General features: G+C 70.4%; 14 protein-coding genes and 1 pseudogene. 10 read left to right on the top strand and 5 right to left on the bottom strand.

The genetic code is table 11. The annotated features are described in order from the left end of the window. Positions 1-175: 175 nt before the first annotated feature. Positions 176-1,198: an Lrp/AsnC family transcriptional regulator gene (locus ACZ4UV_RS10890; RefSeq protein WP_451017399.1), complete on the bottom strand. Its 1,023-nt coding sequence runs from the start codon at positions 1,196-1,198 to the stop codon at positions 176-178. Between the two features lie 106 nt (positions 1,199-1,304). On the opposite strand from ACZ4UV_RS10890, the gene ACZ4UV_RS10885 reads away from it, so the two are divergent. The 9 genes and pseudogenes from ACZ4UV_RS10885 (at position 1,305) to ACZ4UV_RS10845 (ending at position 10,150) form a co-directional block, all read left to right on the top strand. Beyond that, complete coding sequence (locus tag ACZ4UV_RS10885; RefSeq protein WP_451017400.1) at positions 1,305-2,390, top strand: urea transporter; 1,086 nt, start codon at positions 1,305-1,307, stop codon at positions 2,388-2,390. A 44-nt stretch (positions 2,391-2,434) separates the two neighbouring features. Next, on the top strand, positions 2,435-3,397 hold the full coding sequence (locus ACZ4UV_RS10880; RefSeq protein WP_467837391.1) for a dihydrodipicolinate synthase family protein: 963 nt from the start codon (positions 2,435-2,437) through the stop codon (positions 3,395-3,397). Between the two features lie 48 nt (positions 3,398-3,445). Next, positions 3,446-4,451, top strand: a pseudogene (mmsA, locus tag ACZ4UV_RS10875) (CoA-acylating methylmalonate-semialdehyde dehydrogenase); the annotation flags it as partial. 64 nt (positions 4,452-4,515) lie between these two features. Continuing rightward, positions 4,516-4,944 (top strand): aldehyde dehydrogenase family protein, encoded by a 429-nt coding sequence (locus ACZ4UV_RS10870; RefSeq protein WP_467837389.1) that lies wholly within the window; start codon positions 4,516-4,518, stop codon positions 4,942-4,944. Between the two features lie 108 nt (positions 4,945-5,052). Further along, positions 5,053-5,337, top strand: coding sequence for a tautomerase family protein (locus ACZ4UV_RS10865; RefSeq protein ID WP_451017402.1), 285 nt, complete (start codon positions 5,053-5,055; stop codon positions 5,335-5,337). Between the two features lie 240 nt (positions 5,338-5,577). After that, the gene (locus tag ACZ4UV_RS10860) at positions 5,578-6,870 is read left to right on the top strand and encodes a PucR family transcriptional regulator (protein WP_451017403.1); all 1,293 of its coding nucleotides are present in this window, start codon (positions 5,578-5,580) and stop codon (positions 6,868-6,870) included. 289 nt (positions 6,871-7,159) lie between these two features. Beyond that, positions 7,160-8,383 (top strand): acyl-CoA dehydrogenase family protein, encoded by a 1,224-nt coding sequence (locus ACZ4UV_RS10855; protein WP_451017404.1) that lies wholly within the window; start codon positions 7,160-7,162, stop codon positions 8,381-8,383. A 77-nt stretch (positions 8,384-8,460) separates the two neighbouring features. Further along, positions 8,461-9,036, top strand: coding sequence for a flavin reductase family protein (locus ACZ4UV_RS10850; RefSeq protein ID WP_467837386.1), 576 nt, complete (start codon positions 8,461-8,463; stop codon positions 9,034-9,036). A gap of 340 nt (positions 9,037-9,376) precedes the next feature. After that, entirely contained in the window at positions 9,377-10,150 is a 774-nt protein-coding gene (locus tag ACZ4UV_RS10845; protein ID WP_467837384.1) for an SDR family NAD(P)-dependent oxidoreductase, read from the top strand. 544 nt (positions 10,151-10,694) lie between these two features. On the opposite strand, the gene ACZ4UV_RS10840 is transcribed toward ACZ4UV_RS10845, so the two are convergent. Genes ACZ4UV_RS10840 through ACZ4UV_RS10825 form a run of 4 tightly spaced genes read right to left on the bottom strand, consistent with a single transcriptional unit; the run spans position 10,695 to position 14,765 of the window. Next, positions 10,695-11,462 carry an SDR family NAD(P)-dependent oxidoreductase gene (locus ACZ4UV_RS10840; RefSeq protein WP_451017407.1) on the bottom strand — a complete coding sequence of 256 codons (768 nt, stop codon included), beginning with the start codon at positions 11,460-11,462 and terminating at the stop codon, positions 10,695-10,697. A 38-nt stretch (positions 11,463-11,500) separates the two neighbouring features. Continuing rightward, positions 11,501-12,505, bottom strand: coding sequence for a transketolase family protein (locus tag ACZ4UV_RS10835; RefSeq protein ID WP_451017408.1), 1,005 nt, complete (start codon positions 12,503-12,505; stop codon positions 11,501-11,503). Further along, entirely contained in the window at positions 12,502-13,392 is an 891-nt protein-coding gene (locus ACZ4UV_RS10830) for a transketolase (protein ID WP_467837381.1), read from the bottom strand. Before ACZ4UV_RS10830 ends, ACZ4UV_RS10835 begins: the two co-directional genes overlap by 4 nt. Positions 13,393-13,412: 20 nt before the next feature. Further along, entirely contained in the window at positions 13,413-14,765 is a 1,353-nt protein-coding gene (locus ACZ4UV_RS10825) for an MFS transporter (RefSeq protein WP_451017410.1), read from the bottom strand. Positions 14,766-14,971: 206 nt separating this feature from the next. Here ACZ4UV_RS10825 and ACZ4UV_RS10820 point away from each other — a divergent pair, with 206 nt between their 5' ends. Further along, positions 14,972-15,646 carry a GntR family transcriptional regulator gene (locus ACZ4UV_RS10820; protein ID WP_467837379.1) on the top strand — a complete coding sequence of 225 codons (675 nt, stop codon included), beginning with the start codon at positions 14,972-14,974 and terminating at the stop codon, positions 15,644-15,646. The last annotated feature ends 315 nt before the right edge of the window (positions 15,647-15,961 follow it).

The following is a 15,961-nucleotide window of genomic DNA, read 5'->3' as shown; positions in this document are numbered from 1 at the left end:
ACCTCCGGAACACCCGGGCTCCGCAGGGCACTGTCCACGCAGCTGAAAGTGGCCCAGCCGGACCCAGGTTGGGCTGGGCCGCTCCCGGCGCTGCGGGACGGCCCGGTCGCGGCCTCCGCATCGGCGTGCCGGATCGCAAGGGGCAAGCGCTGCCTCGCAACGGAGTTCGCCCACCTCATGAGGGTCGTCCGCTCGGCGCGGCGCGTTGTTGCCGGAGCATGGGGGCGAGCACCCCGCTGCGTTTGAACGAGGTGATGACCAGGCGGGTGTCGACGGCATGGGCGGTGGCCAGCGCCGGAGAGGTCGTCACGAAGTCGTAGAGCTCGCGACGGTCGCGGGTGATGATGTCGGCGAACAGCTGGTGTTCGCCCATGATCGCGGCGGCGTACCGGATGCGCGAGTCGTCGGCGAGCAGAGCGCCGATCCGGTCGACGTCATGCGGGCCGGCCTTGATCCACAGCACCGCCTCGGTGCCGAGGCCGAGGTGGTGCGGTTCCACCACCGCGCGAATCGTCAGCCGGCCGTCGCGTCGCAGCGCCTCGAGCCGTCGGCGCGCCGTGGATTCGGCGACCCCGAGCAGGCGCGCCAGCCGGTCGGTCGGGATGCGGCCGTCCTTTGCCACGGCCTGCGCGAGCGCTCGGTCGGCGCTGCTGAGTGCCTGCGGTGCGCTGTCCGCCGACTGCGGTGGCGGGACGAAGGGACGCAGCGCTTCGATCTCTTGGGGCCGCAGGAGGTCGGGGTGCCACTGGAAGCCCGTGCGGAAGTACTTCATCACCGGCAGTGTCGACATGGCGACCAGGCCGGGCGTTCCGGGCAGGTCGTCGTGGAGCAGCGTGGGGAGAGCGCCGGGAGCGGTGCACACCTCGGTCACGCAGTCGGCCGGTCCGGTCAGCGTGTAGGTGAACGTCGTGTCGGGGCGGTGCGCGAGCGCCGTGGCGGTGAGGCGGATCGTGTGCGCGGTCCCGCTGATGCTCAGGATCGAGGCCGTTCCGGGGGTCTCCCATCCTGAGATCACCACGGTGCCCGATTCCAGGAGAGCGGTACCCCGTCGGCTGATCGTGCGTTCCGGCTCACCGAGCGCCTCGGCGATCAGGCGCCATGGGGCTCGTCCGTCGATCTGCAGCGCCCCGACGATCCGCCGGTCCAGAGCATCGAGCGTCATCGGCCAACAATATGGCCAGATTCGCGATTTCGCCATCAGTCATTGCCGGTTTGCGCCAGGCGCAGCGAGTCTTTGGCGGCATCGATGCGCCGCGACCACCCCGCGTCGCACGGCGTTCTCACTCGATCCCCGGAGACGAACCATGGCAAGCACCGCCGACGGCACAGCCGCACTCTCCTTCACCACGCTCGCCCGCGAGGCGGTGACCGGCACGATGCCGTCACTCCGCCAGACCACGGACCGCCGGCCGTGGCTGCGGTTTCTCGATTCCTGTCTGCGCGGGATCGGTCAGGGAGGGCTGGTCGACAACCCCGTCGGCGGCCTGTTCTTCCTGGCCGCGATCGCGACGTTCTCACCGTGGATCGGTGCGGCCGCGGCGGTGGGCGTGCTCGCAGCGACGGCGACCGCCGAGTTCTTCGGCCTCGACCGCGCCCACATCGGCACCGGACTCTACGGCTACAACGGAGCCCTGGTGGGCACGGGCCTGGCCACCTTCCTGGGTCCCCAGTGGAGTCTCGCGGTCCTCGGCTGCGTCGTCGTCGGCGGGGCGCTGACGAGCCTGGTGATGGCGGCGCTCGTGGTGACCCTGCTCAAGACGTGGAACGTGCGCCCGACCGCGCTGCCGTTCAACGTCGTGCTCACCTTCCTGCTGATCGCACTGCTGCACAGCTCGCGTGGGCACGCCGGTCCGTTGGTGGCCGCCAAGAACGTCGGCGCCGTCGACCACGTCGACACCGTGCTGCGCGCGGCCCCCGACGGTCCAGGCGCGAACTCGGTGGCCAACGTCTACGAGGCGGTGCTCCACGGGATCGGTCAGCTCTTCTTCCTCGACAGCAACCTCGGCGGCTACCTGATCCTCGCCGGCCTGGTGATCTGCTCGCGTCGGACCGCCGCGCTCGCGGTGCTCGGCTCGGCGACCGCCGTGCTGACCTCGATGGCGCTGGGCATGGACGGCTTCCGCATCTACCTCGGCGTGCCCGGTGTCAGCGGATTCCTCACCTGCGCCGCGCTGGGCGCGGTGTTCCTGCGCCCCTCGATCCGTTCCTACCTGATCGGCACGGTGGCTGCCGCCGCCAGCGCGGTCTTCCTGGCCGCCCTGACTCCCGTGGTCACCGCCTGGGGACCGCCGGCGGCGTTCTCCCTGCCCTACTGCCTCGTCACCATCCTCGTCCTCTTCGCCAGCGGCGCGCAGCGCACGGCCTCGACGCCCTTGGCTCAAGCCGCGTGACCACCCGCCCCAGCCAGCCCCACCGACCTGCGAAGGAAGCCGCCGTGACCGACACCCCCGCCGACCACATCGACCTCTGGGTCGCGCTGCCCACGCCGTTCCTCGCCGACGGGGAGGTGGATCACGCCGGTCTCCGGCTCAACGTCGAGAAATGCGTCGAAGCGGGCCTGGACGGCGTGTACTGCAACGGCCTGATGGGCGAGGTGTGGGCCCTGGACCCCGACGAGCGCAAGGCGGTGCTCGAGACGATCGTCGAGGCCGGCTCCGGACGCGTCATGGTCAGCCCGGTCACCCGCGGCCGGACACCCGAGGAGACCCTGGACTACACCCGGCACGCCCAGCAGGCCGGCGCCACGCACGCCGTGCTGAGCGTCCCCGCGGACGCGGCTGGGGACGGCGAGCTGGTCGAGTCGCTCACCGCGGTGATCGGCGCGGTCGACATGCCGTACGTCCTGTTCAACCCCGGCCGCGACGGCAGCCGCGAAAGCCTCCTCACCCCAGGGGCCTTCGCGCAGCTGTGCCGGATCGAGAACATCCGCATTCTGAAGACGACCGCCACCGACGCCGAGAACAACCGGCTCCGGGAGATCGCGGTCGGCACCCACGTGCTCGTCTCCGACCCCCTCGAAGAGCACCTCTTCACCAACATGACCCGGTTCGGTCAGCGGGTCCTCTACTGCGACCCCGAGGGCTACCTCTACCAGTCCGCGCACAACCGGCCGATCCGCGAGTACGTCGACCTGTACCTGGCGGGCCACCATGACCTGGCCAGGCAGCGGTTCGACTCGCTGGCCCCGCTGCGCACGGTGTACCGCAAGTGGATCATCGGCCCGCTCGAGCACGGTGCGATGCCGAACGCGGCACTCAAGCGCTGGTGCGAAGCCGTCGGTATGGCCGGTGGACCGGTGCGTCCGCCCCTGACCGAGCTGAGCCCGGCCCAGCGCGACGAGTTCGACCGAGACCTCGCCGCGGCGACCCAGGCCGTCGCCGGACCGGTCCCTTCCTGACCCATCCCCCATGACAACCAGCCCCCGGAACAAAGGGACACCCGCTCGATGACGCACACCATCACGCACTGGATCAACGGTCGCTCACGGGCCGGCACCTCCTCGCGCTCCGGCGAGGTCTACAACCCGGCAACCGGGGAGGTGACCGCCCACGTGGCACTCGCCTCGGCCGACGAGGTCGACCACGCCGTCACAGCGGCGGTCGAGGCGTTCGCGACCTGGCAGCGGGTCTCGATCGCGAAGCGGTCGGCCATCCTGTTCCGGTTCCGTGAGCTGCTCGACACCCACGCCGACGAGCTGGCTCGATCATCGTCAGCGAGCACGGCAAGGTGCACTCGGACGCGCTCGGTGAGATCGCCCGCGGTCTTGAGGTCGTCGACCTCGCCTGCGGCATACCGCAGCTGCTCAAGGGAGACTTCAGCGAGCAGGCTTCGACCGGGATCGATGTCTACTCCTTCCGGCAGGCCCTGGGCCCGGTCGCCGTCATCTCGCCGTTCAACTTCCCGGCGATGGTGCCGCTGTGGTTCTTCCCGATCGCGATCACGGCCGGCAACACCGTCGTACTCAAGCCCAGCGAAAAGGATCCGTCGGCGGCCGATTTCCTGGCCGCCTCTGGCACCGGGCCGGACTTCCGGACGGTGTGTTCAACGTCGTACACGGCGACAAGGTCGCCGTCGACCGGCTGCTCGAACACCCCGACATCGCGGCCGTCTCGTTCGTCGGCTCGACCCCGGTGGCACGGCACGTCTACGAGACCGGGACGCGGCACGGCAAGCGCGTCCAGGCGCTCGGCGGCGCCCAGAACCACATGCTCGTCCTGCCCGACGCCGATCTGGACCTGGCCGCCGACGCCGCGGTCAGTGCGGGCTTCGGTGCGGCCGGTGAACGCTGCATGGCGATCTCCGTCCTCGTCGTCGTGGACCCGGCCGGTGACGAGCTGGTCAGCCGCATCCGCGAACGGATGGCGCGCATTCCGGTCGGTCCGGGCAACGCCCGGGAATCCGAGATGGGCCCACTGATCACCGCCGCGCACCGCGACAAGGTGGCGTCGTACCTGGAAGCAGGGCTCCGCGACGGCGCGACCCTGGCCGTGGACGGCCGCGAGCATCCCGTCACCGGTGCACTGCGACGCCGGTTTCTGGCTCGGCCCGACCCTTTTCGACAACGTGGCGCCCGGGATGCGCGTGTACGACGACGAGATCTTCGGCCCCGTGCTCTGCGTGGTCCGCGTCGGCTCGTACGACGAGGGGCTGGCGCTGATCAACGCCAACCCCTACGGCAACGGCACCGCGATCTTCACGAACGACGGCGGTGCCGCCCGACGCTTCCGCAGTGAGGTCCAGGTCGGCATGGTCGGCGTCAACGTGCCGATCCCGGTCCCGGTCGCCTACCACTCCTTCGGCGGGTGGAAGGCCTCGCTCTTCGGCGACACACACGCCTACGGCGAGGAGGGCGTGAAGTTCTTCACCCGCAACAAGGCCGTCACCGAACGCTGGCCGGATCACCGCCACCGCGGCCTGAACCTCGGCTTTCCGACCCACGCCTGATCCGTCATCGAGGCGAAGAGGGAGCCCCATGCCCTTGATCTACAACACACCCACGACAACCGGACCCCGGACGAGATCACAACTCTGCTCGGCGCCGTCCACACCGCGGTGGTCGACGCCTTCGAGGTCCCCGAGCGCGACCGCTACCAGATCGTCACCGTCCACGCCCCCGGTCACCTGGTCGTCCAGGACACCGGGCTCGGCATCCGCCGCACGCCGAGGGTGGTGGTCGTGCGGGTGGTCAGCAAGAGGCGCGGCCCCGAGAAGAAGCAGCGGCTCTACGAGCTGCTGGCCGCGAACCTGCGCGCTCGCGGCCTCCGACCTGGTCGTCGCCATCACCGAGAACGAGGCGGGAGGACTGGTCCTTCGGACACGGCCGCGCGCAGTTCGTGACCGGGGAACTCCCCAGCTGACCGGCCTGCACTCGGTCCCCGTATACCGAGACGGCCGTTCCGTCGACGGCCGCTGTCCGCCGACGCGCTCGACGTGGGGGATGCCGGTGACCGGGCTGCCCTGGATGCTGCGCGCCGGCGGTCGAGATGGTCCAATCTTCATATTCATACGAGAGCCGGCAAGCTTGAGCCACCTGGACTGGCACAGTCTCGTCGCAGGACGGCCGGACGGGAGGCGGCGTTGGGCGAGCACATCGGAGCGTGGGCGAGGCGGTTGCGCCCGGCCGTGAACGCGGGGGAGCCCACCTGCACGCGCGAAACGGTACGCCGTGCGACCGACCAGGTCGGTGACCTGCCGGTCGCGTGGGCGGTCGGGGTGGCCGCCGACATCGTCCAGGGCAACGCGTTCCCGGATCTGACCGGCGGCGGCCTGAAAGGCCCGCAGGTGCTGCGCTCCGCCATCGAGTCGATCGTCGTCTCGACGCTCCTCGCCATCGAGGCCGACGGCCACCCACCGGCCCGGCTCCCGCCCGAGGCGGAGGCGCAGATCGTGGACCTGGTCCACCGCCGGGTTCCTCTCGACCTGCTCCTCACCCATCAGCGCAGGATCCACTCACAGCTGGCCGACCACTTCATGGGCGGCTGCCGCTCCCTGGTACCGGTCCCCGATCTCGCGGCGTCGCTCGAACACGTGTCCCATGTGCTCTTCGAGTTCGCCGACACGTTCGCCACCATGACTGCCGAGTCGTACACCGCCGAGAACGAGCGGTTCCTGAGAAGCACCGCCGCAGCCAGGTACGAGACGGTTCTGGCGCTGCTGGCGGGAGAGGGCTCCGTCGACGCGGCGTCCCGGCAGCTGGCCTACCCCCTGACGAACGCCTACCACATCGGCCTGGTGCTGCATCCCGCGACCTCGCCGAGCCGTACCGCGGATCACCTGGACAAGGTGGCCCGGTCCCTGCTGCGCGGCATCGGCGCGGACGCTCACCTGGTGGTGCCGGTGGACCGGACCGAGGCATGGGCCTGGGGAGCGTTCAAGGCGAGGCCACCGCGTGAACAGCCGCCGCTGTCCGACGGGTCCGACGTGATGGTGGGCATGGCGTCACCACACCGAGGCGTCCAGGGCTTCCGGCGCACCCACGAGGAGGCCCTCGACGCGGCGCGGGTGGGGGCTTTGGGCATGCCCTCGACGGCGGACGCGAGTGTCGTCCGGTACGACGAGGTCCGGCTGCTCTCGCTGCTGATCGCGGACCCCGACAAGGCCGCTCGCTTCGTACGGGCCGAACTCGGCGCACTGGGATCGAGCGCGGGTTCCGCGCAGGTTCTCCGCCGGACGGTGCGGGTCTACCTCGACTGCCAAGGCAGTCCGCAGGAGGCCGCGAAGGAGCTGCAGGTCGCGAAGAACACGGTCATCTACCGGCTCAAGCGGGCCGAGGAGCTGCTGGGCCGCTCCGTCAGGGACTCCCAACTCGAGCTGCACGCGGCGCTCCGCCTCGCGGAGCTGTTTCCCGATCCGGACGACACCGGTCACTGACCGGCACACGTCACACATCCCGCCCGCCGCCACGGCCGTCGGGCACTTCGCCGCGCACGGGAGGTTCGGGCTGATCGGCCTCCGGCTCGCGCTGCTCGACCCGCGAGCACAGCGAGCCCGGCGACCGTGCCACCTTCTTGGACCCCGTTTTGGACCCCGGGTCCAATCGGCGTCGAAACCTTGGCGGGCCAGGCATAGAGGCCTGCGTCACACGCGGACTTCAATCAACAGCAGGACGACACGACCGGCCACCGCTTCGGCAGGTGAGCCACCGAGGCAAGGAGGCCTCATGACGACTCTCGATGACGTCACGACTTTTGGACCGCAGGCGCAGGCCGAAGTTCGCGAACGTCTCCTGCAGACCGCTCGCGACCTGCGGCCGCTCCTGCGTGAGCACGCCGACGAGTCCGAGCGCAACCGCCGCCTGGCCGAGAACACGGAGCGGACCCTGCGCGAGTCCGGGTTGTTCCAGGCCACGACGCCCCGCCGGTCGGGCGGGGCGGGCGGAGACGTCCGGACCCTTATCGAGCTTTCGGCCGAGATCTCTCGGGGGGACTCGTCCGCGGGCTGGGTCGCCTTCATCGCCAACACGACCGCGTTCGGTATGGGCCTCTTCCCCGACGACGTGCGCGAACTGGTGTACGGCCCGGACCCTCGCAACGTCGCGATCAGCCAGTTCGCGCCCGCCGGGACCGCCGAGAAGGTCGACGGTGGATACCGCATCAACGGCAAGTGGGGTTTCGCCTCGGGTTGCTACCAGGCCCAGTGGACGCTGAACGCGTTCCTGGTCCTCGACGCGGAGGGGCAGCCCTCGGAGGTGCGGTGGGCGCTGATGCCGCTGGCCGACATGCGGATCGAGGACACGTGGTACGTCGTCGGCATGGCGGGGACCGGCAGCAACACCCTTGTGGCCGAGGACCTCTTCGTCGAGGACCGCTGCACTCTGGACTACGAGACGTTCATGGGCACGGCTGTCTTCCCGATCTGGCACGAGGACGAGAGCAGCTACCGGGCGTCGCTGGCCACTCTCGCCTGTCTCGGCCTGTGCGGTCCGCTGTGGGGGATGGCCGAGGCCGCCTGGGACTTCACCATGGAGAACATCAACAAGGGCCGCCCCATCAGCTACTGGACCTACTCGGACCGCCGGGACGCGCCCAGCTACCGCCTCGCCCTTGCCGACGCGCGGGTCGCGATCGACGCAGGCAAAATGCACCTGCTCAGGTCCGCCGACGAGATGGACGACGCCGCCCGCGAGGGCCGGGTCCTCGACACGGCGGCCCGGGCGCGGATCCGCGGCGACTCCGAGATCGCGACGCGCAACTTCCGCCAGGCCGTCGCGCTCATGCTCGACATCGTCGGCACGAGCAGCTTCGCCCAGTCCAACCCACTGCAGCGCGTCTGGCGTGACCTGACCGTCGCCAGCGGCCACGGCCTGAACAACCCCCTGCTGAACCGGGAGGTCTACGGCCTGAGCCTCGTCGGTCGCGACACCGCGGAGGTCGGTCGGCTCTGAGGCCCAAGGGCCCGGCCCTCGCGGCCTGCCCTTGGGCCTCCACGGCGCGACTCCAGACGTCGAAAGGAACTTCCGCCATGACGACATTCGCCATGCCTTCGCCCGCCCACCCCCCGATCCACCTGACCGCGGCGGAGCGGGCAGAGTCACTGCCGGCCGAGACCTTCAGGTCGGCGTTCCGGATGCACCCCTCCGGCGTCGCCGTCGTGACCGCCGACCTGGGTGGGCGGTCGGTCGCGATCACGGTCAGCTCGCTGGCCTCCGTCAGCGCCGATCCGCCGCTGATCGTCTTCTCGGTGTCGTCGAAGGCCTCCAGCAGCTCGGTCCTGCGGCGAGCCGACAGCGCCGTCGTCCACATGGTGGGCAGCGACCAGCTCTGGCTCGCGCAGCTCGGGGCCACCAGCGGGGTCGACCGCTTCGCCGACACGAGTGCCTGGACGCGGTTGGCCACGGGGGAACCGGTCTTCACGGCGGCTCCGGCGTGGGTGCGGGGGAAGGTGGTCTCCCGTATCGAGGCGGGAGAGGCCTCGATCTTCGTCGTCCACGCGGTGTCGGCGGCCGTGCCCGCGGGCGCCGCCGAGCCCGGGTCGGCTCCGCTCGTCTACCACTCCCGTTCCTGGCACCGGCTCGATGAACGCTCGAAGCTGGCGTGACCCGGGCTGCGGTTCCCATGCCATGTCCGACGGACCCGCTCGCTCCCGCCGCGCCGGTTCACGGCGTGCCGGTGCGGCTGCGCGTCACCCCGCACGCTTGCTGCGGGGTCGGCGGGCGGCCGGGAGCGGACGGCGGCTTCGGTGCACAGGGCGTCGAGAGTGAAGGCGACGCCCCGGCGCTCGGGGGCCGCGCCCGTGAAGCCTCGGGCCAGCAGATCATCGACGCGCCTGGGAGCTTCCCGAAGGACCAGGCGGCCATTCTCCACCAGCCATCAAGGGCGAACGCCCCGTCAGCCACACCCGGTCCTCCTGGACCCCCCAACCTTCTTGAGGAACTCTCATGTCCAAAGTGATCGCCGTCTTCGGTGCCGGTACCGGCCTGGGCCTGTCCGTTGCCCGCCGCTTCGGCCGCGAAGGCTTCCGTGTCGCCCTGGTGGCCCGCCGCAAGGAGCGGCTCGACGCCCTCGTCGCACAACTCACCGACGAGGGCGTCGAGGCCGCCGCCTTCCCCGCCGACCTCTCCGATCCCGCCGGGATTCCCGCCCTGGTGGACGCCATCCGCGGCCACTTCGGCCGGATCGACGTCGTCGAGTACGGGCCGATCGGCGCCGACCAGGCCTTCGCCCCGGCCGCCCAACTGGACGCGGCCACCCTGGAAAGGATCTCCCCGGTGCTCCTCCTGACCCCGGTGGAGCTGTTCCGCGCCGTACTGCCGGAACTGACCGACCGAGGCGACGGCGCCCTCCTGATGACCACCGGCTACTCGGCCGTGCAGGGCGTGCCTCACCTCAGCGGCCCGGGCCCTGTGATGTCCGCCGCCCGCAACTACGTGTACTCACTCAACGGCGAACTCGCCGGCACCGGCGTCTACGCCGGCACCCTCACCATCGCCGCCGTGATCACCGGCAGCGAGGCGGCCGAGGCAACCGCCAAGGGCGACATCGAGCTTCCGAACGCCGGTGTGGGGGTCCCCGTCGTCCACCCGGACGAACTCGCCGGGTACTACTGGGACATGTACACCCGGCGTGACCGCGTCGAGCAGGCCTACCCGGCGGAGTTGACCCCGAAGTCGGTCGCGCCCGCGTTCACTCCGCAGGCCGACGCCACCGCGTAACCGCCAGGAACCGCACGGCGGTCACCGCCCGAAGCCGAGCAGGCCATGGGATCCTTGCGCGCCGGCCCGGCGCCTGCAGGGCGCCGATGGTCACGTGCCCCAGCCGGAGATCGTCACGAACCATCAGCGTCGCCTGTCCGCGTGGACGAGATGGTGCTCCCCTCCACTAAGGGGCTCACCCGCGGGAAGATCTCCGCGCACGTGGCCGAGACCCGCCACGACGAGGTTCCGTACCTGTTCCACGGTCACCAGACGGATCCCCAGGCGAAGTCGAAGCAGGCGAGCGGCGCCGGGACCATGCGCGCCCTCGCCTGCAGCCGCTGGCGGCCCCGCTCGGCCCGAGACCCCACTGCACGACGCCCTCGGCGACCGACCGGCCCGGTGACGGAGTGGGTGCCGCCGTCGTCCCGTGCGGCGGTCGGCGTCGGCGCGAACGCGTTCGCCAACATCGCCCCGGAGTCGGCCGAAGGGGTCTTGCCCTGGCGACCGTCGGCCGGAAAGTGCGCGCGGGGTCCGCGGGCCGGCCTTCCCCGTCGGGGCTCGGTCAATGGATGTGGGATCCGCCGTTGACGTCGTACGTCACGCCGGTGAGGTAGCCGGACTCCGGCCGGGCCAGGAAGGCGATGACGTCAGCCACGTCCTCGACCGCGCCGATGCGGCGGACCGGAACATCCGCGATCATCGCCGTCTTGCGCTCCTCGTCCAGCTTGCCCTGGGTGATGTCGGTGTCGATCAGGCCCGGGGCGACGGAGTTGACAGTGACTCCGGACGGGCCGAGTTCGCGGGCGAGAGCGCGGGCGAAGCCCAGCAGAGCGGCCTTGGCCGCCGAGTAGGCCACTCCCCCGAACACCCCGCCCCCGCGCTCGGCCGAGACGGACGACAGGAAGACGACGCGGCCGAACCCGCGCTCGGCCATCCCGCCGGCCACCCGGTGGGTCACCAGGAAGCTCCCACGGACGTTGACCTCGAGGATGCGGTCCCACTCGGCGGGCGTGACGTCGAGGAAGCGGGTCGGGGACGTGATCCCCGCGTTGTTGACCAGGGCGCCGACCGGCGGCAGCGCCGCTTCGACCGCCCCGATGGCGGCGTCGACGGCGTCGGCGTCGGTGACGTCCGCCGGAAGGCCCAGGGTTTGCACGCCGTGCCGGACGGTGACTTCCCGGGCGGTGTCCTCGGCAGCCTCCTTGTCCAGGTCGAGGACGGCGATGTGGTAGCCGGCGGCTGCCAGGGCGTGCGCGGTCGCGCGGCCGATGCCGCGGCGGGAGCCTGCGCCGGTGATGACGGCGGTGCGAGGGGTGGGGGTCGTGGCCATGCGGTGCTCCTGAGAGGGGGGATGGGAAGTCGACGGGTTCAGAGTTCGCGGCGGACGCGTTCCTTGATCGCCGCGACGGAGAGGCCGTAGCGGTCGTGGAGCGTCGGCAGCGCGCCCGCGGCGAGGAACTCGTCCGGCAGCCCGATCGGGACGATGCGTGCCGTCTGCTGGGCGAAGGCCAGGCAGGAGGCCACGGACTCGGCGAGGCCTCCGATGACGCTGTGGTTCTCGAGGGTCACCACGAGGCGTCCCCGGGCGGTCTCCCGCAGTACCGTTTCGCGGTCGAAGGGTTTGATCGTCGGTACGTGGAGGACGGCGACGTCCACCCGGTCGTGCGCGAATTCCTCGGCCGCGGTCAGGGCCCGTACCGTCATCAGGCCGGTGGAGATGAACAGCACGTCCCGTCCGCCGCGCAGTTGCGCCGCCTTGCCGAGTTCGAACCGGTAGTCGTACTCGTCGAGGACGGTCGGTACGGCTCCGCGCAGCAGCCGCATGTAGGTGGGGCCGGGGTGGGCGGCGAGGGCCGGGACGGCCTGTTCGATGTCGACGGAGTCCGCGGGGTCAACGATGGTCAGGCCGGGCATGCCGCGCAGGATGGCCAGGTCCTCGGTCGCCTGGTGGCTGGGTCCGTAGCCGGTGGTCAGGCCGGGCAGGGCGCCGACGACGTTGACGTTCAGCCGCGGCTCGGCGATGTCGAGGCAGAGGAAGTCGTAGGCGCGGCGGGTGGCGAAGACGGAGTAGGTGGAGGCGAACGGCGTCAGGCCCACCTCGGCCAGGCCCGCGGCCGCGCCCAGCATCGCCTGTTCCGCCATGCCCATCTGGAAGAAGCGGTCGGGGTGGGCCTCGCGGAAGACGTGCATGTCGGTGTACTTGGCGAGGTCCGCGGAGAGTCCGACGATGTCGGGGCGTTCGTCGGCGAGCCGGGCCAGCGCGTGTCCGAAGGGCGCCTTGGTGGTGCGCCGGCCCTCCTCGGCGATCGAGGCGATCATCGCGGAGGTGGTGAGTTTGCGCTGCGGCGCCGGGGCCGGGGCTGAGGTGCTCATCGGGCGGTTCCCTCCTTCTGGGCGGCGTTGTGGTGACTTTCCGTCAACTGGTCGCGGGCGAGCTGCCATTCGTGCTCCTCGACGCGCATGAAGTGGGCCTTCTCGCGCGTCTCCAGCATCGGTACGCCGCATCCGATCCGGGTGTCGCAGATGACCACGGCCGGCGATCCGCGGTGCCCGCGCAGGCCGTCGAAGGCGGCGAGGAGCGCCTCGATGTCGTTGCCGTCCACGCGGACCGCGTGCCAGCCGAACGCCTCCCACTTGGCCGTGACCGGTTCGGTGCGCAGTACGCCCTTGGTGGGGCCGTCCGCCTGCAGGGCGTTGACGTCGACGATGGCGGTGACGCTGTCCAGGCCGTGGTGGGCGCAGGCGAGCGCCGCCTCCCAGGTGGAGCCCTCGTCCAGTTCGCCGTCGGAGAGCAGGTTGTAGACGCGTGCGTCGCTGCCCTGGTGGCGCAGGCCGAGCGCCATGCCGGTGGCCACGCCGAGGCCGTGGCCCAGGGAGCCGCCGGAGATCTCCATGCCGGGTGTGTAGGAGGCCATGCCCGACATGGGAAGGCGCGAGCCGTCGCTGCCGTAGGTGGCGAGTTCGGCTACGTCCAGCACGCCTGCCTCGGCGAGCGCCGCGTACAGCGCGATGGCGTAGTGGCCGATCGAGAGCAGGAACCGGTCGCGCTGCGGCCAGTCCGGCTCGGCGGGACGGTGGTTGAGGACGTCCTGGTAGACGACGGCCAGGATGTCGGCCACGCCCAGCGCCTGTCCGATGTAGCCCTGGCCCTGGGTCTCCCCCATCTCCAGCGCGTGCATACGGATGCGGTGGGCGGAGTCCGTCAGGGCGCTGACGCGCCGGGTCGACAGCACCGCTGTTCCGGGTGCCTGAGTGGACATCACGTTGATCCTCGTCTCTGTCAGGGGGCGGCGGGGAGCGCGGCTTCCACGGACGGGTTCACGGCACGGTCTGCTTCCCGGCGCTCGTCGGCACCCCACGTCTCGCGCGTCACCAGCGTCGCGACGAGGCCCAGCAGCCCGTAACCGCTGAAGAGAATCGCCGGCCCGGTCCAACCGGTGGCGGAGTAGAGCGCGGTGGCGATCATCGGCGTGAACCCGGAGACCACCGCGGACAGTTGGTAGGCCAGGGAGGTTCCGGCGGTACGGGTCCTGGTCGCGAACAGCTCGCAGAACCAGGCTCCTTGAACACCCGCGAGGGAGTTCTGGCAGACGGCGTAGCTGATCAGGAAGGCGATCAGGACGAGTGCCGCGGCTTCGGTGTTGACGGACAGGAAGAGCGGGAAGCCCCAGGCGACGCTCACCGCGCAGCCCAAGAGATAGACCGGGCGGCGACCGATCCGGTCCGAGAGGCGGCCCCAGAGCGTGGTGGCGGCGATCCCGAGCGCCGCGGCCATGACGAGGGCGGTGAGGGTGGTGGTGCTCGAGACGTCGGGGGCGTCGCCGTCGTCCAGGTAGGACAGAACGAAGGTCACCGAGACGGCGTACCCGGCGGTCTCCGTGATCCGCAGGCAGAAAGCCCGCAGGACGTTGCGCCAGTCCTCCCGGATCACCTCCAGCAGCGGGTTCTTGACGACTTCGCCGGACTCTTTGAGCGCCTCGAACTCGGGTGATTCGTCGATCTTGAGCCGGATGAAGATGCCGACCGCGATCAGGACGGAGCTGAGCAGGAACGGCACGCGCCAGGCCCAGGTGGCGTTCAGGGTGTGCCGGCTGAACAGGAAGGCGAGGTTGGCGAGCAGCAGCCCGACCGGGAAGCCTGCCTGCGTGATGCCCGTGTACAGGCCGCGCCGCCGCCAGGGTGCGTGCTCGAAGGTCATCAGGATGGCGCCGCCCCATTCGGCGCCGAAGGCGAGCCCCTGGATCACGCGGACGACGACCAGCAGGATCGGCGCCCAGATCCCGACCATCTGGTACGTGGGCAGACAACCGATCAGTACGGTCGCGATGCCCATCAGCAGCAGGGATCCGACCAACACGGGTTTGCGGCCGACGCGGTCGCCGAGGTGTCCGGCGATCACACCGCCGAGCGGCCGTGCGGCGAAGCCGATCCCGAGCGTCGCGAAGGACAGCAGGGTGGCCGAGAGCGGATCGGAGTCCGGGAAGAACACATCACCGAAATAGAGAGCGGCGGCCGTTCCGAAGCCGATGAAGTCGTACGTCTCGATGGTCGCGCCGACTCCGCACCCGACGGCGACCCTCAGACGTTCGGGCGACCCGTGCGCCGCCTGCTGCGTCGTCGTGAACTCAGCCATGCCGATCCTCCTTGATCGTGGGCAAGCGAGCCGTCCCGAGCTCACTGTTGGCTGTCGACTGTTAACAGTCGAGACGATGCTGGGCCCGACAAAGGAACGTGTCAACCCTCCCGAGCGGTCGAACTGCCGACTGTCAACAGACGACAGCTGGTCTACAATGATCGCTCGCGGCGTTGAAAGGGGTTTCGACCGTGTCCGGTCAGGCTTTGACCAGTCTCACCCGTTCGACGACGCTCCGGGAGCGCGCGCTCGTGGCCCTGCGGACGGCCATCACCACAGGCCAGTACCGCCCCGGCGACCATCTCGGAGAAGTGGAGATCGCCGAGCACCTGTCGGTGAGCCGCGGCACGGTACGCGAAGCTCTACGCCACCTCCAGCAGGAGGGGCTCGTCACCGCGGGCGCCCGCGGTATGCTGCGCGTGTCCCGGCTGACCCCGACCGAGGTGCGGGAACTGTTCCAGGTCCGGGAAGCGCTCGAAGGCCTCGCGGTAGCGCAGATCATCGCGTCACCCCGCAGACAGGACGCGGCCGAAGCACTGCGCAGGGCCCTGGCAAAGCTCCACGACGCCTTCGAGTCAGGAGAGGATCTGGCCGCGAAGGTCGAGGCCGATCTCGGCTTCCACCTCCTGTTGTGCGAGCTCTCCGGCAACTCGATCCTTCTCAGGACCTGGCGACAGCTGGAGGGGCCGATGCGGGTGGTGATCATGAGCGCGGCCGGCGAGCGCCGCGATGTGGCCATGTCCGCGACATCCCATTCCCCCATCGCCGACGCGATCGCGCGCGGGGACGCGGCTGCGGCCCAAGAGGTCCTGCACAGGCACATGACCTCGGCGATCGAACAACTCGGCATCGGGCCGGAAGCCACCGACGAGACCGCCTGACCAACGACCCGGCGGGCGCGCCTCTCTGCGGACAAGCACCTGCGGACGGTCGAGCAGCACCAGCGCTCACGAGGTCGTAACGACAACGGCCACTGGTTCCCTCACGCGTGCGTGAGGGAACCAGTGGATGACGGGATGATCGTTGCCGCACCCGCCGACGCCGTCATCGCCATCCCGTGCCGGCACGGCTGCCCCAGCTCGCTCGACCACGCCGACGTCGGTCAGCACCCGCTTGCGCGAAATACCGGTACGGGAGGTGCCCTGCCAGGTCAACACCTCACGCCGGATGGGTCGCAATGGCCAAACATAACGGTC

It is taken from the genome of Streptomyces sp. NPDC028289 (assembly GCF_055565975.1).
This window is presented reverse-complemented; position numbering and strand designations above follow the sequence as displayed.

Bases quoted from the DNA above. Each gene is read 5' to 3' on its own strand.
- ACZ4UV_RS10845 (WP_467837384.1), top strand. From the start codon at position 9,377: ATGTCCAAAGTGATCGCCGTCTTCGGTGCCGGTACCGGCCTGGGCCTG.
- ACZ4UV_RS10890 (WP_451017399.1), bottom strand. From the start codon at position 1,198: ATGGCGAAATCGCGAATCTGGCCATATTGTTGGCCGATGACGCTCGAT.
- ACZ4UV_RS10835 (WP_451017408.1), bottom strand. From the start codon at position 12,505: ATGAGCACCTCAGCCCCGGCCCCGGCGCCGCAGCGCAAACTCACCACC.
- ACZ4UV_RS10850 (WP_467837386.1), top strand. From the start codon at position 8,461: ATGACGACATTCGCCATGCCTTCGCCCGCCCACCCCCCGATCCACCTG.
- ACZ4UV_RS10840 (WP_451017407.1), bottom strand. From the start codon at position 11,462: ATGGCCACGACCCCCACCCCTCGCACCGCCGTCATCACCGGCGCAGGC.
- ACZ4UV_RS10830 (WP_467837381.1), bottom strand. From the start codon at position 13,392: ATGTCCACTCAGGCACCCGGAACAGCGGTGCTGTCGACCCGGCGCGTC.
- ACZ4UV_RS10885 (WP_451017400.1), top strand. From the start codon at position 1,305: ATGGCAAGCACCGCCGACGGCACAGCCGCACTCTCCTTCACCACGCTC.
- ACZ4UV_RS10855 (WP_451017404.1), top strand. From the start codon at position 7,160: ATGACGACTCTCGATGACGTCACGACTTTTGGACCGCAGGCGCAGGCC.
- ACZ4UV_RS10825 (WP_451017410.1), bottom strand. From the start codon at position 14,765: ATGGCTGAGTTCACGACGACGCAGCAGGCGGCGCACGGGTCGCCCGAA.